The sequence below is a fragment of the Streptomyces sp. NPDC050619 genome (assembly GCF_040654815.1).
GTDB lineage: Bacteria > Actinomycetota > Actinomycetes > Streptomycetales > Streptomycetaceae > Streptomyces.
Map to the genome: position 1 here is coordinate 210,752 of NZ_JBFAIR010000012.1, position 16,316 is coordinate 227,067.

Sequence of the window (16,316 nt, forward strand, 5' to 3'; positions counted from 1 at the left end):
GGGCCACCCGCATGGAATCTGTCTCGCGTCTCGGTGTCGTCGGCTGCGGTCTCATGGGCTCCGGCATCGCGGAAGTCGCCGCCCTCAGCGGCAGCGGCATCGACGTACTGGTCGCCGAGTCGTCGTCCGAAGCCGCCGAGGCCGGCCGCCGACGCGTCGAGGCCTCCCTCGACCGCGCGCTGCGCCGCGGCAAGATCAGCGAGGGGGCGCGGGACGGTGCGCGCGCCCGCCTGACCTTCACCGACGACCTCAAGGCCATGGCCGACCGCCAGTTCGTGATCGAGGCCGTCGCCGAGAACCGTGACCTGAAGACCGGTGTCCTGAAGACCCTGGACGAGGTCGTCACCGACCCCGACGCCATTCTGGCCACCAACACCTCGTCGATCCCCATCGTCGACCTCGCGGTGGCGACCCAGCGGCCCACCCATGTCCTGGGCATCCACTTCTTCAACCCCGTACCCGTGCAGGCCCTGGTCGAGATCATCCCGGCCCTCACGACAAGTCCCGACACCCTGGCACGGGCCCGAGCCTTCGCCTCCGAAGCCCTGGGCAAGGAGGTCGTCGAGGCGACCGACCGATCCGGCTTCGTGGTCAACGCGCTCCTCGTGCCCTATCTGCTCGCCGCGGTCCGCATGGTGGAGGCCGGATCCGCGACGCCTCAGGACATCGACCGCGGCATGGAACTGGGCTGCGCCCACCCCATGGGCCCGCTGCGCCTGCTCGACCTCATCGGCCTCGACACCGCACAGGCGGTCGCGGAGTCGATGTACGAGGAGTTCAAGGAACCTCTCTACGCCCCTCCCGCGCTGCTGCGCCGCATGGTCGCCGCCGGCCGCCTGGGCCGCAAGAGCGGCCAAGGGTTCTACGACCACACCGCGCGAGGGTGAGGATGAATTTCCTTGGTGCCCGAAGGCCGCTCGGCCTTCGGGAAGGCGATCTGTTCATAGGCCGATGGGAAGCGCGGCCCCCAGCGGCGGGAGCCTGAAGGCCCGCCGGTCACCTGGTACGGACACCGCACCCGGTCGGCCGACGGGCCGGACGAGAGGTCAGACGGCGATGGTGGTGCCGTCGAAGCGGTTGAGGGTGAGGACCGCGTTCTCCAGGGCCGCCTCCTTGGCCTCGCGCAGAACGCTGATGGCGATCTCCTCACCCAGCAGTACTGCCTGGGTGAAGTCGGTGCGCCAGTGCACGCCCGCCATGTTGCGGCCGCTGGCGATGTTGGCGGCGACCTTGTTGAGCTCGCCGCCCACCGTGAGTCGGTCGGCGTCCGGGCCGGTGTACGGCTCCAGGGCGGTGCCGTCGGTCGTGGGCACGACCGGGTTGGGCAGGATGTGCGACTCGTCGAACCACGCCTTGAGGATGGTCACGCACGCCCCCGCCACGGTGGCGTGCCCGGAGCCGTAGGAAGGGTGGGTCGGGCTGCCCTCGGGGAACGCCTGCGGCAGCAGGTAGCTGCCGTACTTGCCGAAGACCTGCTTGACGGCGATGGAGTCCAGCACCTCGCCGTCGATCGGATACTCACGCAGCCCGCGCTTGTGCTGGTGGACCCGGCCGCCGAACTCCTCCGGCCGCAACCGCCGGTGGACGTACCACTTCTGGAACCACGCCGCCTTCAGGGCACGGGTGGCCACCTCGGTGACGAGCGAGAGGATGTGCGGGCCGCCGTACGTCCCGAAGCCGATCTGGTTGCCGGAGAAGTTGTACGGATTGCCCGGGTCCACCGGCGCGTTCTGGCCCAGCAGGATGAGGGCGGCGTTGAGGTAGGCCTGGTACAGCGCGTCGAAGTGCACGTAGTGCGCCAGGTCGCGCGGCGTCTGAATGTACCGCCGCTTCGCGAAGTCCCGCTCCTCCGGCTCGGGTTCGGAGCCGTTCTGCACCTCCAGCCAGTCGCCCCAGGTGGTGAGGTGGTCGACCGGGCGGACCAGGGTGTCCTGCCGCTGCGGGATCAGCAGGGTGCCGTACGGGATGTCCTGGAGCAGGAACTGCGAGAGGTACGGCCCGGTCAGGTCGCCCCGGGTGTCTCCGCGGAAGATCGTCTGCGGAGTCACCCGGTCGCCCTGCTTGGGTGCCCGGAAGTCCGTCAGCCCGCTCAGCTCGGTGGCCGCCTCGGCGACCACCTCGCTGTCGTCGAACCGTGTGAAGAGCACATCACGGCACAGCGCCATCCAGTACAGCTCGACGGCCTCGGCGGAGTGCTGCGCGCTGTCGATACGCGGCGCCGGCGGGATGGACAGGGCCTGCGGGTCGGGGCCCGACGGTGCGAAGGCCAGCCCGGCCTGCGGGTTGACCAGTTTGCGGGTGTCTCCGAGCGGGATCCGCTCGAAGTCCTCGTAGCTGCCGGTGGCCAGCGCCCGGCGCAGCAGGTTGTAGGCGGCCGGTTCGACCTCTCCGAACTTGTTGTGCGGTAATGCCTTGGAGTAGGTGCAGACGAAGGGGTGGTCGGTCTCCTCCCCGTTTGCGGTGTGGACCGGTACGTGACGCTGGAACTCGGCCTCGGCGGCCCGGATCCTCGCGTCACGCGCGGCAAAACGACGATCACTCATACGAATCCCCCGTATTCCCCCGTGAGTTGTGCCTGGATCTCGCTCTGTGACTCCTGAGACGCACGGCCGCCTGCGACCGTTGCGAGAAAACCGGCAATCGCGAGAATCTGCACATATGCGGTACGGGATTCCGCATCGGAGAGGATGCCGTGTCAGCAGTGCGGCGCGGCATCCTCCGGGTGACAGTGACCGCTCTGGCTCGGCGGGAGGTCGAGGGCCGGGTTGCCGTCGAAGAAGCCGCTCGGTTTGAGCATGAAGCCGATGGTGGTGACCGGCATGACCGGCCAGTCCTCCGGGCGCACCACATGGTGGGCGCCGAAGGTGTACCAGACCACCACGTCGGTGTCCTCCAGCGGACGGTCGGCGGCCGCGTAGGCGGGCAGTCCTTCGCCACCCGGGTGCTGGTTCGGGTAGTCACCGGCGGCGAAGCGCTCGGCGGGGTCGTAGGCGGTGACCCACAGGTGGTTGTCGGTGAATCCGGCACGAGGGCCGTACAGCGCCTCCGGCGGGTACATCGGCACGGTGTTGGATCCCGGCATCAGTGTGTACGCCACCGGATCGCCCAGCCCGGAGAGCTTCCCCGGGTTCTCGATCTTCCAGTACCGCGCCTTCATCGGGTTGATCCGCCGCTGGGCCGTCGACTCCCGCGCCAGGGCCCTCCGCCGGGTCTCCCAGGCGTTGTTGTGCGGATTCTCCGGCCCCGCGGGGCTGGGCACCGAGTCGATCTCGACGACCGTGTTCGCCGTGCCGTCGACGCTCATGTCGAGTCGTACGCAGAAGAAGTGCTGGTGGTGCGGCCCGTAGAGACCGGGGGCCACGAGCGTGCCGTGCCGGGGCTTCTCGCCGAGGGGGAGCGCGCCGGTGGAGATGACGCCGGTGAGCTTGACCTCGTACTCGATGGTGCCGTCGTTGTAGAGGTACCAGAAGTACCCGTACTCGTAGTTGCCGACCGTCGCGATCATGGAGATGACCAGGCGCCGCCTGCGCCGCACCTGTACGGCGCCGGTGCGGAAGTCGGTGTGCTTCCAGGCGATTCCGGCGTCCTCCTCGTGCATGCACACGGCGTTGGGGATGGTGACCGGGGCGCCGTCCTGGTCGTTCACCACCCCGTCGAAGTAATGGATGTGCCCGACGCAGTCGCAGCCGAGGGTGAGGGAGTTGGCCAGCCAGCCGACGCCGTACTCGCCCTGGTCGAAGACGTTCTTGAAGCGGTGGGTCGGCGCCGGGTCGCCGTAGGGGACGTACATCTCCGACAGGGAGGCGCGGTAGAGCACCGGGCGCAGCGTGCCCCGGTCGTCGTAGCCGACCTGGTGCAGCACCAGGCCCTCGCGCGGTGTGAAGCCGATCCGCAGCCGCCACTTCTGCCAGCGCACCTCGTGTCCGTCGACGGTGAAGCTGGGGCCGTCCGGCTGGGTGATCTCGATGGGCTTCACGTCGTCGCGGTATGCCGGGAAGGCGGGGACATTGTCCTCGGCGAACTGGAACTCCGGCTCATAGTTGCCGGGCCGGGGCGGGAACGGTACGACGCCGTGGTCCTCGACCTCGACGACCTTGCGCTCGTCCAGGTCCACGACCACCACCAGGCCCTCGACGGGGCGGGCGTAGCCGTGCTCGCCGGGTGCCGAGCGGACCCAGGTGAGCGGGCGGGCGATCCGGCGGGCCGACGGGTCGTCCTGGGCGCCGGTCCAGCTCGCCGCCCAGGGGTCGACCATCGCCAGGGAGAAGTCCTCGACACCGCGGCGGCGCATCGCCTCCCGCCACCGCGGATCCGCGCGCACGATGTCCTCGCAGGCGTTGAACTCCTCGTCCATGATCGGGGGTTGGACGCCCTCGATGTGCCGCCACGACAGGACCTCGCGCGTGGTGAGCGACAGCACCGCTTCGTAGGTGCGGCGCTCACCGCGGTCGTAGAGCAGGACGAACGCCGCACGCGGCAGCGGCGGTTCGCCCGAGCCGGGCCGCCAGGCGAGCACCTGCGCCTTGGGCGGCTCGTGCAGCGTGACGAAGACGAAGCGCGCGGCCGGGGTGAGCCCCCTGGCCTCGCGGAGCAGTTCGGCGGCGGCCGCGATCTCCGACGCCGTCAGGGGTTCGAGGGGGTGTGCGGGGCCTTCGGGGCCGGTGGTTTCGCCGGGACCGGTGGCGGCGGCGGTCGTGGTCATGAGGCGACCGCCGCCGGCTCGTTCGCGGGGCCGTCCGGGTCGGGATCGGCGAGCGTGAAGTGGCCGAGTGCCGCGTACTTCTCGGGACTGCGCGAGCGCAGTACGACGGCGATGACGACGCCGGCCAGGAACATGGCCAGCACGATCCACGGCAGGTAGGTGATGAAGGGGACGTCGGCGGCGGCCAGCACGGTCCGGTTGTCCACCAGCAGATAGCAGGCGCCGACCATGGCCGCTCCGCCGATGACGGGGGCGACCAGCGTGGTGAACCAGTGGAAGCCGTCCCGCGCGGTGGTGAGGAAGTAGCGGATGATCGCCGCCGAGGCCAGGGCCTGCACACCCAGGATGCCCAGCACGCCGAGCAGCGGCGACCAGGTGCCGAGCTTCAGCAGCGCGCCCTCGGCGCTGGAGTCGTAGAGCACGAATCCCAGCACGTACAGCGCCAGCGCGCCGGTCACGGTCATGGACGCCACGATGGGGCTGTGCCGGCGCGAGGTGCGGGCCAGGACGGACGGCAGGACCCCTTCCCGGCCGAGCGAGAACAGATAGCGCGCACCGGTGTTGTAGAAGGCCATGGCGCAGGCGAAGGAGCTGGTGATCGCGAGCACTTCCATGGCGGTGGTCAGCGGCGAGCCGACGTAACGGTCCGACAGCGGGTAGAAGGCCGAGGCGAACTTGCCCTCGAACTGGTCCTTCACCGCCTGCACCGACTCCGGCAGACCCCATCCGGTGACGAACATGTAGGACACGAACATGTAGAACACGCCGAGGCCGATCACGGAGCCGTAGGTCGCGAGCGCCGCGATCTTGTGCGGGTCGCGGGACTCCTCGGCGTAGTTGGGCGCCATCTCGAAGCCGACCCAGGACCAGAAGGCGGCGAAGAGCGCCACGCCGGCGGCCGCCGAGCCGAAGACCTTGGTCGCGTCGTCGTTGCCGAACAGCTCGGCCGGGTTCATCGGGGCCGCCGAGAAGCCGTGGGCCCCGCCTTCGAAGAGAACGCCCGCCCCCAGCACCAGCAGGACCAGCACCTCCGACACGAGCAGGACGCCGAGGACCTTGGCGGTCAGCTCGATGTGGAACCAGGCGAGCAGGCTCATCACCGCGAGCCCGCCGAACATGTAGACCGCCACCGGGATGGACCATCCGGTCCACTCCTCCACGCTGGTCGCGGCGAAGTAGCCCATCACGCCGATGACGGCGGCGGAGAAGACGATGTAGCACAGGGCGATGAGCACGCCTGAGCCGACACCGGTGATCCGGCCCAGACCACGGCTGATGAAGGTGTAGAAACCGCCGGTGGACGTCACCCGGCGGCTCATCGCGATATAGCCGACCGAGAAGACGGTCAGGGCCACGGTGGCCAGCAGGAACGCGGCCGGTGCCGCGTATCCGCCGCCCATCACGGCCACGGGGACGTTGAACAGCATGGCGGTCATCGGCGCCGCACCGGTCACGATGCAGAACAGTACGGACCGCAGGCCGAGGGCACTGGAGTCCAGACGGCCGTGCTGTGGCTCGGAGGGCACGCTGGGAGCGGGGAGCGGGCTGGTGGAGACGGGGGTGTCGGTCACGGCAGGCCTCGCTGTGGATCGGGTGGGGGAACCATCACACCTGGTGGCCGGGACGGTAGGGACAGATCGTTGCTCCGCAATTGCCGCCCGGTAAATACGTGAGCCCGGTTCGGCGGGGCCGGCCACGGTGCGGTCACGGGGTCCTTCCTGCATGGGGGGACGGGCAAGGTTCAGGGTGAACGCGGCCATGTGCACGGTGGCCCCGCCCACTCCGCTGCCGAGCAGCGCGTGCGCGACTTCTACGACTACGCCGGACCCGCCTACGAGCCGCTCATGGACGAGCGACCGGTGCGAGCTTGCACCGGAACTGCCGTAGGAAGGCGGGCTGTTCGGTGATGCGCAGGCCGGGAATCAGGTGGGCGTCACGCACCGTGCGGACCAGCGTCCGCCCGACGTGGTCCCAGTGGCCGCGGGTGTACGTCCTGCGCGGCACCGCCAGTCGCACCAGCTCGTACGGCGCGCTGGTGAGCGGAGCGCCGTGCTCGTCCTCAGTGCCCAGGTAGAGGGAGCCGAGCTCCACGCAGCGGATGCCGCCCTCCAGATACAACTGGCAGGCCAGTGCCTGGCCGGGAAACTGGTGCGGCGGGATGTGCGACAGCAGACGGCCCGCGTTGAGGTAGAGCGCGTGCACCCCCGGCGGCTCGACGATGTCGACGCCCGCCGAGCGCACCAGGTCCGCCAGGTACGCGGTGTCCTCGGCCCGCGCGCGCAGGTATTGCGGATCGGTGACTTCGGTCAGGCCCTGGGCGACCATGTCCAGGTCGCGTCCGGCCAGTCCGCCGTACGTGGGGAAGCCTTCCGTGGCGATGAGCAGCAGTTCGCAGCGCCGGGCGAGTCCGGTGTCGTGCAGGCCGAGGAAGCCGCCGATGTGGGCGATGCCGTCCTTCTTCGCGCTCATCGCGCAGCCGTCGGCGAGCCTGAACGCTTCCTCGGCGACCTGCCGCGGGCTGTGGTCGCGGTACGCGGCCTCCCGCTGGGTGACCAGCCAGGCGTTCTCCGCGAACCGTGCCGCGTCCAGGAGCAGGGGCACGCCGCGCTCCCGGCAGAGCGACGAGGTCAGCGTCAGGTTGGCCATGGACACCGGCTGGCCCCCGCCCCCGTTGTTGGTGAGCGTCATGATCACCGCGGCGACGCGGGAGCCGTCCGGCCCGTCCAGGACGGCCTTCAGGCGAGCGGTGTCGATGTTCCCCTTGAACGGCTCCGCGCTGTCCAGGTCCCGGGCCTCGGGGCAGGGCAGGTCCCAGGCCTCGCCCCCGTTCAGTGCGACGTTGGCCCGCAGCGTGTCGAAGTGCGTGTTGCTCAGGAAGATCCTGCCGGGGCCGAGGAGCGTCGAGGCCAGCAGCCGTTCGGCCGCCCGTCCTTGGTGCACCGGCAGGATGTGCTTGTAGCCGGTCAGCTCCCGGACGGTGTGGTGGAAGCGGTGGAAGGAGCGCGACCCGGCGTACGACTCGTCGCCCGCCATCCCGGCGGCCAGTTGGGCGGCGGACAGGGCGCCCGTCCCCGAGTCGGTGAGCAGGTCGACGCTGACCTCGTCGGCCCGCAGGTCGAAGAGGTTGTAGTGGACGCGGGCGAGGGCGGCCTGCCGCTGCTCGCGGGTGGTGACGGGGATCGGCTCGACCACCTTGATCCGGTACGGTTCCACGGTCGGTTCTCCTTTCGGGGCATCCGCCGGCCGACGGGCCGGCCGGGCTGGTGCGGGCTCAGCCGGCGCGGTCTGCGGCGCGGCGGTCATCGGCCGGACTTCCGGATCCGGCGTCCTCTCGTGGCGGGAAGACGCGGTACGCCTCGGCGGAGAGGTAGGCGGTGATCCGCGGTGCCTGCCGGCTCGCCTGGACAAGACTCAGGTACGGGATGAGCCCCACGCCCGCGCTCAGAGGCCTGGCGGTGAGTGTGGCGAGGGCGCGGTCGAGCGGAGCGCTGGGGATGCCGTACCGCCGCAGGAGTCGCACGGCGTGGTCGCGGGCCGCCAGGTCGTCGCGGACGTAGGCGCGGACGGGGACATAGATGCTGTGGCCGGTGGGGCGGCCGGCGTCCGCGCCGGTGAACGAGTAGCAGGAGATGAGGGGGAGCCGGCTGAAGGAGTCGTCCCCGCCGATCTGGCGGCACACCTCCGCCACGCGCTGCGGACACGCCCCCGGCACGAGGCGGGCAGCGTCCGCCGCGTCGGCGACCGTGGCGTGGTGGTGGACGACGTAGACCTTCACCCGCGGCTCGGCCCACGGGCCCACGTCCAGGGCGAAGAACATGAAGGTGGCCCGCTCGGGGAAGCGGGGCTTCAGGTAGCACCGCACGGGCTCGAACGCCTGTCCGTGGCCAAGCCTGGTCATGGCCTCGCCGACGGTCTCCATGCTCCGCTCGGCGCCCCGCGAGCCTGCGTTGAGGTACAGCTTGAGGCCCGGTGGGGCGCTCGGCCGCAGTTCCAGGGCGCTCCACAGGGCCAGCGGCCCGTGCGGCACCGGGGGGAGGAAGAGGTCGTTCACGCGCGTCAACTCGTCGAGGCGAAACCCCCATTGCGCTGCCAGACGCCCCACGGCCGCCCATGCCGTCCGGGCGTTGTCCGGCAGCGCTCGGGCGGCGCAACCGGGGTCGACCAGCACCCGCAGCACGGGAGCGCCGCCGACAGGGAAGGTCAGCGAGAACTCCACGGGCGTGTGATCGTCGGAGACGAACGACGGCGAGGGTGGGGGGTCGGCCAGCGGCCGGGCGGCGGCCGGACCCAACAGGTCGGACAGCACCCGCTGGTGGGCGCTCCGCTGCTGGGCTTCGATCCCGACCAGGTCGCACAGCCGTCCCAGCTGCCCGGCGGTGAACTCGCCCAGCCGCTCCGGCTCGGAGCGCTCCGCGGTCCTTGCCTCCGCCCCGGTGGCTCCCGGCAGCAGGCCGAAGGCCGGGGGCGGTGTGCCCGCCGCCCCGCCCGGCGGTCCGGCGCACTGTCGCGTGTACGCGTTCATACGTCCTCCCGGTTCGGTGGTTCTCGCCGATCGGTCCCGCTCGCCGACCGGGAGTGCTTGTCGCAGCTGAACCGTTTGTATCCGGTTCCGGTTGTTCACGATCGGCGCGCTGGCGCTGAACAAACGGATGGTGAACAATCCGATTGGCTCGGGGGAGGTGCGGACAGGTGCCACGTGGAGAGCGCCCGCTGGAAGCGGACGGCGGACCACTGCTTGATTTCGCCGCGAAATTGCGAAAGGTGCGGGAGCAGGCCGGAAGTCCCACCTACCGGGACCTCGCGCGGCGGGCGCACTATTCGATCGCGACGCTCTCCGGAGCCGCGGCGGGACGTCAACTGCCCACGCTGGCCGTCACCCTCGCCTATGTCCGCGCCTGCGGCGGTGACGAGCGGGAATGGGAGCTGATCTGGCGCAGGACGGCGGCCGAATGCGCGGTCGGGACCGTCGGCGCCCTTCAGGACCGGGCCCAGGATCCGGCCTCTCCGCCTTATGTCGGTCTGGCCGCTTTCCAGCAGTCCGACGCCGACACTTTCTTCGGCCGTGAGAATCTCACGAACAGACTGGTCGAACACCTGAATAAAAGGAGATTGCTTGTTCTGTTCGGAGCTTCGGGATCCGGAAAGTCCTCGGTGCTGCGCGCCGGCGTGCTCCCCCATTTCTCCGGAACACCCGCCCTGGCTCTCACTCCCGGCCCGCGTCCATTGGAGGAATGCGCGATCCAGCTGGCGGCCCGCGCTCACGTCACTCCGGGATCCCTGCGCGCCGAACTCGCGGCAGAGCCGCGCACTCTGCACCGTATGGTGCGGCAGATTCTGGCCCGCTCACCGAATCCGGCCGACGAACTCCTCGTCATCGTGGACCAGTTCGAGGAACTGTTCACTCTCTGCCGCGGTGCGGAGGAACGCGACGCCTTCGTCGCCGCACTCCTGCACGCCGCGCAGACCGCCGACAGTTGCTGCCGGGTCGCCCTCGCCGTACGGTCCGATTTCTACACGCACTGCACGCGGCTCCCCACCCTCGTCGAGGCCCTGGCCGACGCCCATGTTCCCGTCGGCCCGATGACCATCGACGAGCTACGGGCGGCGATCGTCCGGCCCGCCACCCGCGCCGGGCTGACCGTCGAGGGCGCCCTCCTCGCGGCCCTCACAGCCGACGCCCACGGCCGACCAGGGGCGCTGCCCCTGCTCTCACACGCGCTCCTGGAGACCTGGCACCGCCGACGGGGCAACGCCCTCACCCTCGCCGCGTTCCAGGCAGCGGGCGGTTTCGAGGGTGCCCTCGCCCAGACCGCCGAAGCCTTCCACTCCGGCCTGAGCGACACCCAGCAGGAGATCACCCGACGGCTCTTCCTGCGCCTCATCGTCCTGGGCGAGGGCACCGAGGACACCAAGCGCCACGTACCGCGCAACGAACTCGACAACACCTCCGACACCGTGCAGGTTCTCGAACAGGCCACCCGGGCACGCCTGCTGACCGTCGACCGGGATCACGTCGAGATCACCCACGAGGCCCTGATCCGCTGCTGGCCACGCCTGGGCGGCTGGTTGAGCGAGAACCGGGATCAACTGCGCCTGCACCGCGCTCTCACCGAGGCCACCGCCGTCTGGGAGTCACTGAATCGCGATCCCGACACCCTCTACCGCGGAGTGCGGCTGGCAGCCGTGAAAGACCTTCCCAAGGAAGCACTGACCGCCCGGGAACGTGCCTTCCTCGACGCGAGCGAGACCGCGGAGCGGGCGGAGGCACTGCGTGTACGCCACCGGGTCGGCCGTCGGCGCCGGTTCGTCACGGCCTTCGTCGTCCTGCTCGTCTGTGCCGCGTCCGCCGTCGGCTTCGCCGTGCGCTCCCAGCGGATCGTCACCGCGCAGCGCCACCACGTCCTCGCGCTCAAGGCGGTCGACAAGTCGGTGGCGCTGCGTACCCGCGACAGTTCGCTCGCCGCCCAGCTCGCGCTGGCCGCACACCAGTTGGAATCGAACGAGGCCACCCGCAACGGCCTCCTCAGCGCGCTGCCGCGCACGCTGGACAGGTATGTCCACGCCATGACCGTCACCTCCGACGGCCGCACTCTGGCCACGGCGCACGACGACGGCAGTCTCCGCCTGTGGGACCTGACGGATCCCCAGCACCCCGTCCGTCTGGGCACCGCGCACGACCACACCGACAGCGCCTTCGCGCTGGCCTTCAGCCCCCGCGGGAACACACTGATCGCCGCCGGCCGGGACAAGGAGATCCGGCTGTGGAACGTCACCGACCCCGGGAACCCGCGCCTGCTGTCAAGGGCCCGGACGCACCACACCGACCTCATCTTCTCGCTGGCCGTGAGCCCGGACGGCCATACGGTCGCCACCAGCAGCTACGACCGCACCATCCGGCTGTGGAACGTGAGCGACCCGGCCCGCCCCCGCTTCCTGAACAAACTGACCGGCCACTCCCTCAACGTCAAACCGGTCGCCTTCAGCCCCGACGGCACCACGCTCGCCTCCGGCTCCGACGACCGCAGCGTCCGCCTGTGGGACGTGACGGACCCGCGCCAGGCGCCCGCCATCGCCGTTCTCGAGGACCACGACAACTTCGTCGACGCCCTCTCCTACAGCAGGGACGGCCGTACCCTCCTCTCCGGCAGCGACGACCACACGGCGCTCCTGTGGGATGTGACCGATCCGCGCCACCACCGACGGCTGGGCCGGCTCGAGGGCCATACCGACGTGATCACCTCGGTGGAGTTCAGCCCCGACGGCCGCATGGTGGTCACGGCGAGCGTGGACGGGACGGTACGCCTCTGGGAAGCCGCCAACCGTTCGCGCCCCGTCGAACGAGCCTCGCTGACCGCTCTCTCGGGAGGACTCGCGGCGGTACTCCCGCTCTCGGCGCACGGCACGATCGTCACACTGAGCAACGACCACACAGTCGAGATCTGGAACACCGACCCGTCCAGAGCGCTCGCCCAGGTCTGCGCGCACGTCCGCGTCACCATCAGCCGCGCCCAGTGGTCTCGCCACTTCCCCGGCGTCGACTACCGCCCGCCCTGCGCCGACCGCGCATGAAACAGCCCGGGGGAGAGGTACTCGGCGCTCAGCGGTCGGTGGAGAGGGCCAGCAGTTCGGCGAACAGCCCGCCGCCGGCGGCGAGTTCGTCGTAGGTGCCGTGTTCGGCGATGCGGCCGTGTTCCATCACGATGATCCGGTCGGCGATCTTCGTGTTGATCAACTGGTGGGTCACCACGACCCTGATGCAGCCGCCGCCGATCGCCTTGATCTGTTCGAGAATCCTGTGCTCGCCCCGGGCGTCCATCTGGCTGGTCGGCTCGTCCAGGATCAGCAGACCGGCCCTGCTGTACAGGGCCCGCGCACAGGCCAGACGCTGCCACTGCCCGCCGGACAGCACACCTAGGGGCTGTTGGTGATGCGGTCGTGTTGTTCCGTTCGATCCACTCTCGCGGGGGAGCGGATCCACACCGAGGGCGCGACCTGCCGACGGCCGAGCGCCGTCAGCCCGTGGCGCCGTCAGCCCAGGCCCCCGTCGGCCCGGTCGCCGTCCTCCTCCACGGGCGGCATGAAGGCGCGCAGCCACCGCTCCGTCTGGGCGACGTGGGCCTCGGCCGCGCCGGCGGCGGCGCCCGGGTCGCGGTCGGCGATCGCGGTGGCCAGTACGCGGTGGTCCTCGTCGCTCTTGCGCCGCAGCTCCGGGCCCTCGGGGAGGGTGAAGATCTGGTACTTGCGGGAGCGGGCGCGGAAGACCGCGAGCAGGGAGGCGAGGGCGGGGTTTCCGGCGGCCCGGGCGATCTCCGCGTGGAAGCGGTGGTCGAGGTCCGAGGCCTCGGCGGGGTCGTCGGTGGCGCCCATGTCCTCGATGAGGGAGAAGAGCGTCCGTACCGTCTCGGAAGTTCGGCGCGCGGCGGCCTGGGCCGCGACATGGGCCTCCAGCACCCGCCGGATCTCGTACACCTCCAACAGGCCGGGCAACGGCAGGAGTTCGACGGTCAGCGAGAGGCTGCCGATGAGGTCCTCCGGCCTGAGCTGAGAGACGTAGGTGCCGGAGCCGTGGCGCGGTTCGATCACTCCCAGGGCCGCGAGCATCCGCACGGCTTCGCGCAACGACCCGCGCGAGACGCCGAGTTCCTCGCAGAGCTCCCCTTCGGGCGGCATGCGCTCGCCCGCGCCCAGACGCCCCGTCGCGATCATGTGACGTAGGCCGTGGAACGCCCTGTCGACTGCGGACATCCGATCCTCCCCTGCGGGCCGGTGACATCGCCGGGACCCTCGCCGCACTGTAGCGAGTAATCAGATGTCTGGTGTGTATCGGTCAAGATTCATCTGATGACTTTCCCTGCAAGACCCTTGTGCGGCCCGAAATCACGGTGCCAGGATGCCGAGTCATCAGATGCGCCGCATAAGTCATCTGATGACTTATGTGTGCTCGGGTCCGGCCGATGTGGAGTGATGTGAGCGAGACCGAGGTCACCACCGCCCCGCGCCCCCTGCTGCTGGCCGACGGCCGGCCGGCTGCCCGGGCGTGGTCGCTGGACTCCGCCATGAAGCACCTGAACCACGGCTCGTTCGGGGCGGTTCCTTCGGTGGCGCAGGAGCGGCAGAACCAGCTGCGCGCGGAGATGGACCGTTCCCCGGTGGTGTGGTTCCCGGCACTGCCGCAGCGGATCGCCGCCACCCGCGTCGAGCTCGCCGCCTTTTTGGAGGTCGACCCCGACGACCTCGCCCTCGTGCCGAACGCGAGCGCCGGCGCCAGCGTCGTGTACGCCGGCCTCCCGCGCCGCCGCGGCGGCGAGATCGTCGTCACCGATCACGGCTACGGCGCCGTCACCATGGGCGCCGAACGGCTGGCACGCCGCTGGGGCGGCCGGGTCCGCACCGCGCGGGTGCCGCTGGACGCGGACGAGGAGCAGGCGTACGAGGCCGTGGCCGCCGAGTTGAGCGAGGCCACCGACCTCGTCGTCGTCGACCACATCACCTCGGCGACCGCACGGCGGATGCCGGTGGAGCGTGTCGGCGCTCAGGCCCGGCGGCGCGGTATCCCGCTGCTGGTGGACGGTGCGCACGCCCCCGGTCTGATCGCCGCCCCACTCGACGGTGTGACGTGCGATTTCTGGGTCGGCAACCTGCACAAGTGGGGCTGCGCACCGCGCGGCACCGCCGCATTGGTCGCCCGCGGCGCGCTGCGCGAGCGGCTCTACCCGCTGATCGACTCGTGGGGCGCCGCCGATCCGTATCCCGACCGCTTCGATCAGCAGGGCACGGTGGACGTCACCGGCTACCTGGCGGCGCCGACGGCGCTGGACTTCATCGAGCGCACCTGGGGCTGGGGAACCGCCCGCCAGTACATGGACGACCTGGCCGGCTACGCCGAGCGCGTCGTCGGCGGCGCCTTCGCCGAACTGACCGGTGAATCCAGCGCCGTCGACGTGGGCATGCCGGTCCCCGGCATGCGGCTGGTGCGGCTGCCGGCGGGCCTGGCCACCAGCCGTGTCGAGGCCGACGCGCTGCGCGACCGGGCGGCCCAGGAGCTGGGGGTGGAGACGGCGTTCACCAGCTTCGGCGGCGTCGGCTATCTCCGGCTGTCCGCGCACGTCTACAACACCGCCGCCGACTACGAGTACTTCGCCGAGGCCTGCGTCCCCGTCCTCGGCGAGTGGGCCCGCGCGGCCCGCGAACAGTCCGACGCGCCGTAGTGGCGCGGCACCGCGAACACCTGTCCCCGAAGCCGCCGCCGGCGCGGCCGTATCCCAGGAAGAGGTCGGCGAAAATGAGAAGAAGGACGGCAGTTCTCGCTCTAGGCACGGCCGGCGCGTTGGTCCTGACGGGCTGTTCCACCATGAGCGGCGGTGGGGGCGACGGAACGGTCACCCTCAACATGGTCGAGAGCCTGACGAACCCCGCCCGCACGGACCTGCTCAAGGACCTCATAGGGGAATTCGAGAAGCAGAACCCCAAGATCAAGGTCAATCTGATCTCGCCGCCCACCGAGCAGGCCGACCAGAAGATCCAGCAGATGCTCCAGTCCGGCAGCGGCGTCGACACCCTGGAGGTGCGCGACACCACCGTGGGCCCGTGGTCGAACAACGGCTGGCTCCACGACATGAAGAAGGACCTCACCGGCTGGAAGGGCTGGCAGGCCATGACGGAGAACGCCGTCAAGGCCTCCGAGGACGCCAAGGGCGAGACCTACTTCGTCCCGTACGGCTTCTACGGCCTGAGCCTCTTCTACCGCACCGACCTGATCAAGGAGGCCGGCTTCGGCAAGCCCCCGGCCACCTGGGACGAACTGCTCAAGCAGGCCTCCGCCATCAACGACCCGGCGAAGCGCCGGTACGGGTACGCCTTCCGCGGCGGGGCCAACGCCAACGGCAACGCCACCGCGGTCATCGAGGCGTACGTCGCCGACAGGATCGACCCCGCCAACGGCTTCAAGCTGAAGGACGGCAGCACGATCTTCTCCGCACCCGAGGCCCTGAACGCCATGGAGACCTACCTCGAGCTCTTCAAGCAGGCGTCCCCGAAGTCCTCCGTCTCGTGGGGCTATCCGGAGATGGTCGAGGGCTTCTCCAACGGCTCCACGGCCTTCCTGCTCCAGGATCCCGAAGTGATCGCCACCGTCTCTCAGTCCAAGGCGATCGCGAAGGACCAGTGGGACACCGCCCCGCTGGTGGCCGGACCCAGCGGCAGGACCGTCCAGCCGCTGGCCACCGCCGGATGGGGCATCGCGAAGGGCAGCAAGCACAAGGCCGAGGCGGTCAAGCTGGTCGAGTTCCTCTCCGAGGGCGAGGCGTCGACGACCTTCACCAAGAAGAACAGCCTGGTGCCGATCCTCAAGTCGGCCACCGAGGACTCGTTCTACAAGACCGGCCCCTGGTCCAGCTACGTCACCATGACCGAGCACCCGGAGACGTACCTCAACGTCAGCCAGCCGCGCGGTGTCGCCTGGTGGACCGAGTGGCAGCAGATGGCCGACGCCGACGTGCAGAAGATGGTGCTCGGCAAGACGACGCCCAAGGCGCTGCTGGCCGGCTGGGACGCGTACTGGACCAAGAAGTGGGATCAGGAGAAGTAGGCATGCCGGCCGCGTCCGAAACGACTC

Annotated in this window: 11 protein-coding genes; 4 read left to right on the forward strand and 7 right to left on the reverse strand. The window is 70.2% G+C overall.

Features of this window, described 5'->3' with window-relative positions:
- Window positions 1-11 precede the first annotated feature (11 nt).
- Window positions 12-887 (forward strand): 3-hydroxybutyryl-CoA dehydrogenase, encoded by an 876-nt coding sequence (locus AB0I77_RS21415; RefSeq protein WP_363284219.1) that lies wholly within the window; start codon window positions 12-14, stop codon window positions 885-887.
- Window positions 888-1,046: 159 nt separating this feature from the next.
- Here AB0I77_RS21415 and AB0I77_RS21420 read toward each other — a convergent pair whose 3' ends face one another.
- The 5 genes from AB0I77_RS21420 to AB0I77_RS21440 all read right to left on the reverse strand — a co-directional run bounded on the left by AB0I77_RS21420 (window position 1,047) and on the right by AB0I77_RS21440 (window position 9,224).
- Window positions 1,047-2,543, reverse strand: coding sequence for a vanadium-dependent haloperoxidase (locus AB0I77_RS21420; protein WP_363284220.1), 1,497 nt, complete (start codon window positions 2,541-2,543; stop codon window positions 1,047-1,049).
- A 152-nt stretch (window positions 2,544-2,695) separates the two neighbouring features.
- Window positions 2,696-4,702: a primary-amine oxidase gene (locus AB0I77_RS21425; RefSeq protein ID WP_363284221.1), complete on the reverse strand. Its 2,007-nt coding sequence runs from the start codon at window positions 4,700-4,702 to the stop codon at window positions 2,696-2,698.
- Window positions 4,699-6,273 carry an APC family permease gene (locus tag AB0I77_RS21430; RefSeq protein WP_363284222.1) on the reverse strand — a complete coding sequence of 525 codons (1,575 nt, stop codon included), beginning with the start codon at window positions 6,271-6,273 and terminating at the stop codon, window positions 4,699-4,701. The genes AB0I77_RS21425 and AB0I77_RS21430 overlap by 4 nt, the downstream gene beginning before the upstream one ends.
- 271 nt (window positions 6,274-6,544) lie before the next feature.
- The gene (locus AB0I77_RS21435; protein WP_363284223.1) at window positions 6,545-7,915 is read right to left on the reverse strand and encodes a tryptophanase; all 1,371 of its coding nucleotides are present in this window, start codon (window positions 7,913-7,915) and stop codon (window positions 6,545-6,547) included.
- A gap of 58 nt (window positions 7,916-7,973) precedes the next feature.
- Window positions 7,974-9,224 carry a tryptophan dimethylallyltransferase family protein gene (locus AB0I77_RS21440; RefSeq protein WP_363284224.1) on the reverse strand — a complete coding sequence of 417 codons (1,251 nt, stop codon included), beginning with the start codon at window positions 9,222-9,224 and terminating at the stop codon, window positions 7,974-7,976.
- A 167-nt stretch (window positions 9,225-9,391) separates the two neighbouring features.
- Here AB0I77_RS21440 and AB0I77_RS21445 point away from each other — a divergent pair, with 167 nt between their 5' ends.
- Window positions 9,392-12,271, forward strand: a complete 2,880-nt coding sequence (locus AB0I77_RS21445; protein ID WP_363284225.1) for a helix-turn-helix domain-containing protein — start codon at window positions 9,392-9,394, stop codon at window positions 12,269-12,271.
- A 28-nt stretch (window positions 12,272-12,299) separates the two neighbouring features.
- Here AB0I77_RS21445 and AB0I77_RS21450 read toward each other — a convergent pair whose 3' ends face one another.
- Window positions 12,300-12,797 carry an ATP-binding cassette domain-containing protein gene (locus AB0I77_RS21450; protein ID WP_363284226.1) on the reverse strand — a complete coding sequence of 166 codons (498 nt, stop codon included), beginning with the start codon at window positions 12,795-12,797 and terminating at the stop codon, window positions 12,300-12,302.
- Complete coding sequence (locus AB0I77_RS21455; RefSeq protein ID WP_363284227.1) at window positions 12,731-13,447, reverse strand: FCD domain-containing protein; 717 nt, start codon at window positions 13,445-13,447, stop codon at window positions 12,731-12,733. The genes AB0I77_RS21450 and AB0I77_RS21455 overlap by 67 nt, the downstream gene beginning before the upstream one ends.
- 221 nt (window positions 13,448-13,668) lie before the next feature.
- Between AB0I77_RS21455 and AB0I77_RS21460 the strand changes: the two genes are divergently transcribed.
- Both AB0I77_RS21460 and AB0I77_RS21465 read left to right on the forward strand, forming a co-directional pair.
- Window positions 13,669-14,910, forward strand: coding sequence for an aminotransferase class V-fold PLP-dependent enzyme (locus AB0I77_RS21460; RefSeq protein ID WP_363284228.1), 1,242 nt, complete (start codon window positions 13,669-13,671; stop codon window positions 14,908-14,910).
- 74 nt (window positions 14,911-14,984) lie between these two features.
- Window positions 14,985-16,289, forward strand: coding sequence for a sugar ABC transporter substrate-binding protein (locus AB0I77_RS21465; RefSeq protein ID WP_363284229.1), 1,305 nt, complete (start codon window positions 14,985-14,987; stop codon window positions 16,287-16,289).
- The last annotated feature ends 27 nt before the right edge of the window (window positions 16,290-16,316 follow it).

Excerpts from the sequence above, each read along its gene's own strand:
- AB0I77_RS21415 (WP_363284219.1), top strand. The coding sequence starts at position 12 with ATGGAATCTGTCTCGCGTCTCGGTGTCGTCGGCTGCGGTCTCATGGGC.
- AB0I77_RS21420 (WP_363284220.1), bottom strand. The coding sequence starts at position 2,543 with ATGAGTGATCGTCGTTTTGCCGCGCGTGACGCGAGGATCCGGGCCGCC.
- AB0I77_RS21425 (WP_363284221.1), bottom strand. The coding sequence starts at position 4,702 with ATGACCACGACCGCCGCCGCCACCGGTCCCGGCGAAACCACCGGCCCC.
- AB0I77_RS21440 (WP_363284224.1), bottom strand. The coding sequence starts at position 9,224 with ATGAACGCGTACACGCGACAGTGCGCCGGACCGCCGGGCGGGGCGGCG.
- AB0I77_RS21455 (WP_363284227.1), bottom strand. The coding sequence starts at position 13,447 with ATGTCCGCAGTCGACAGGGCGTTCCACGGCCTACGTCACATGATCGCG.
- AB0I77_RS21465 (WP_363284229.1), top strand. The coding sequence starts at position 14,985 with ATGAGAAGAAGGACGGCAGTTCTCGCTCTAGGCACGGCCGGCGCGTTG.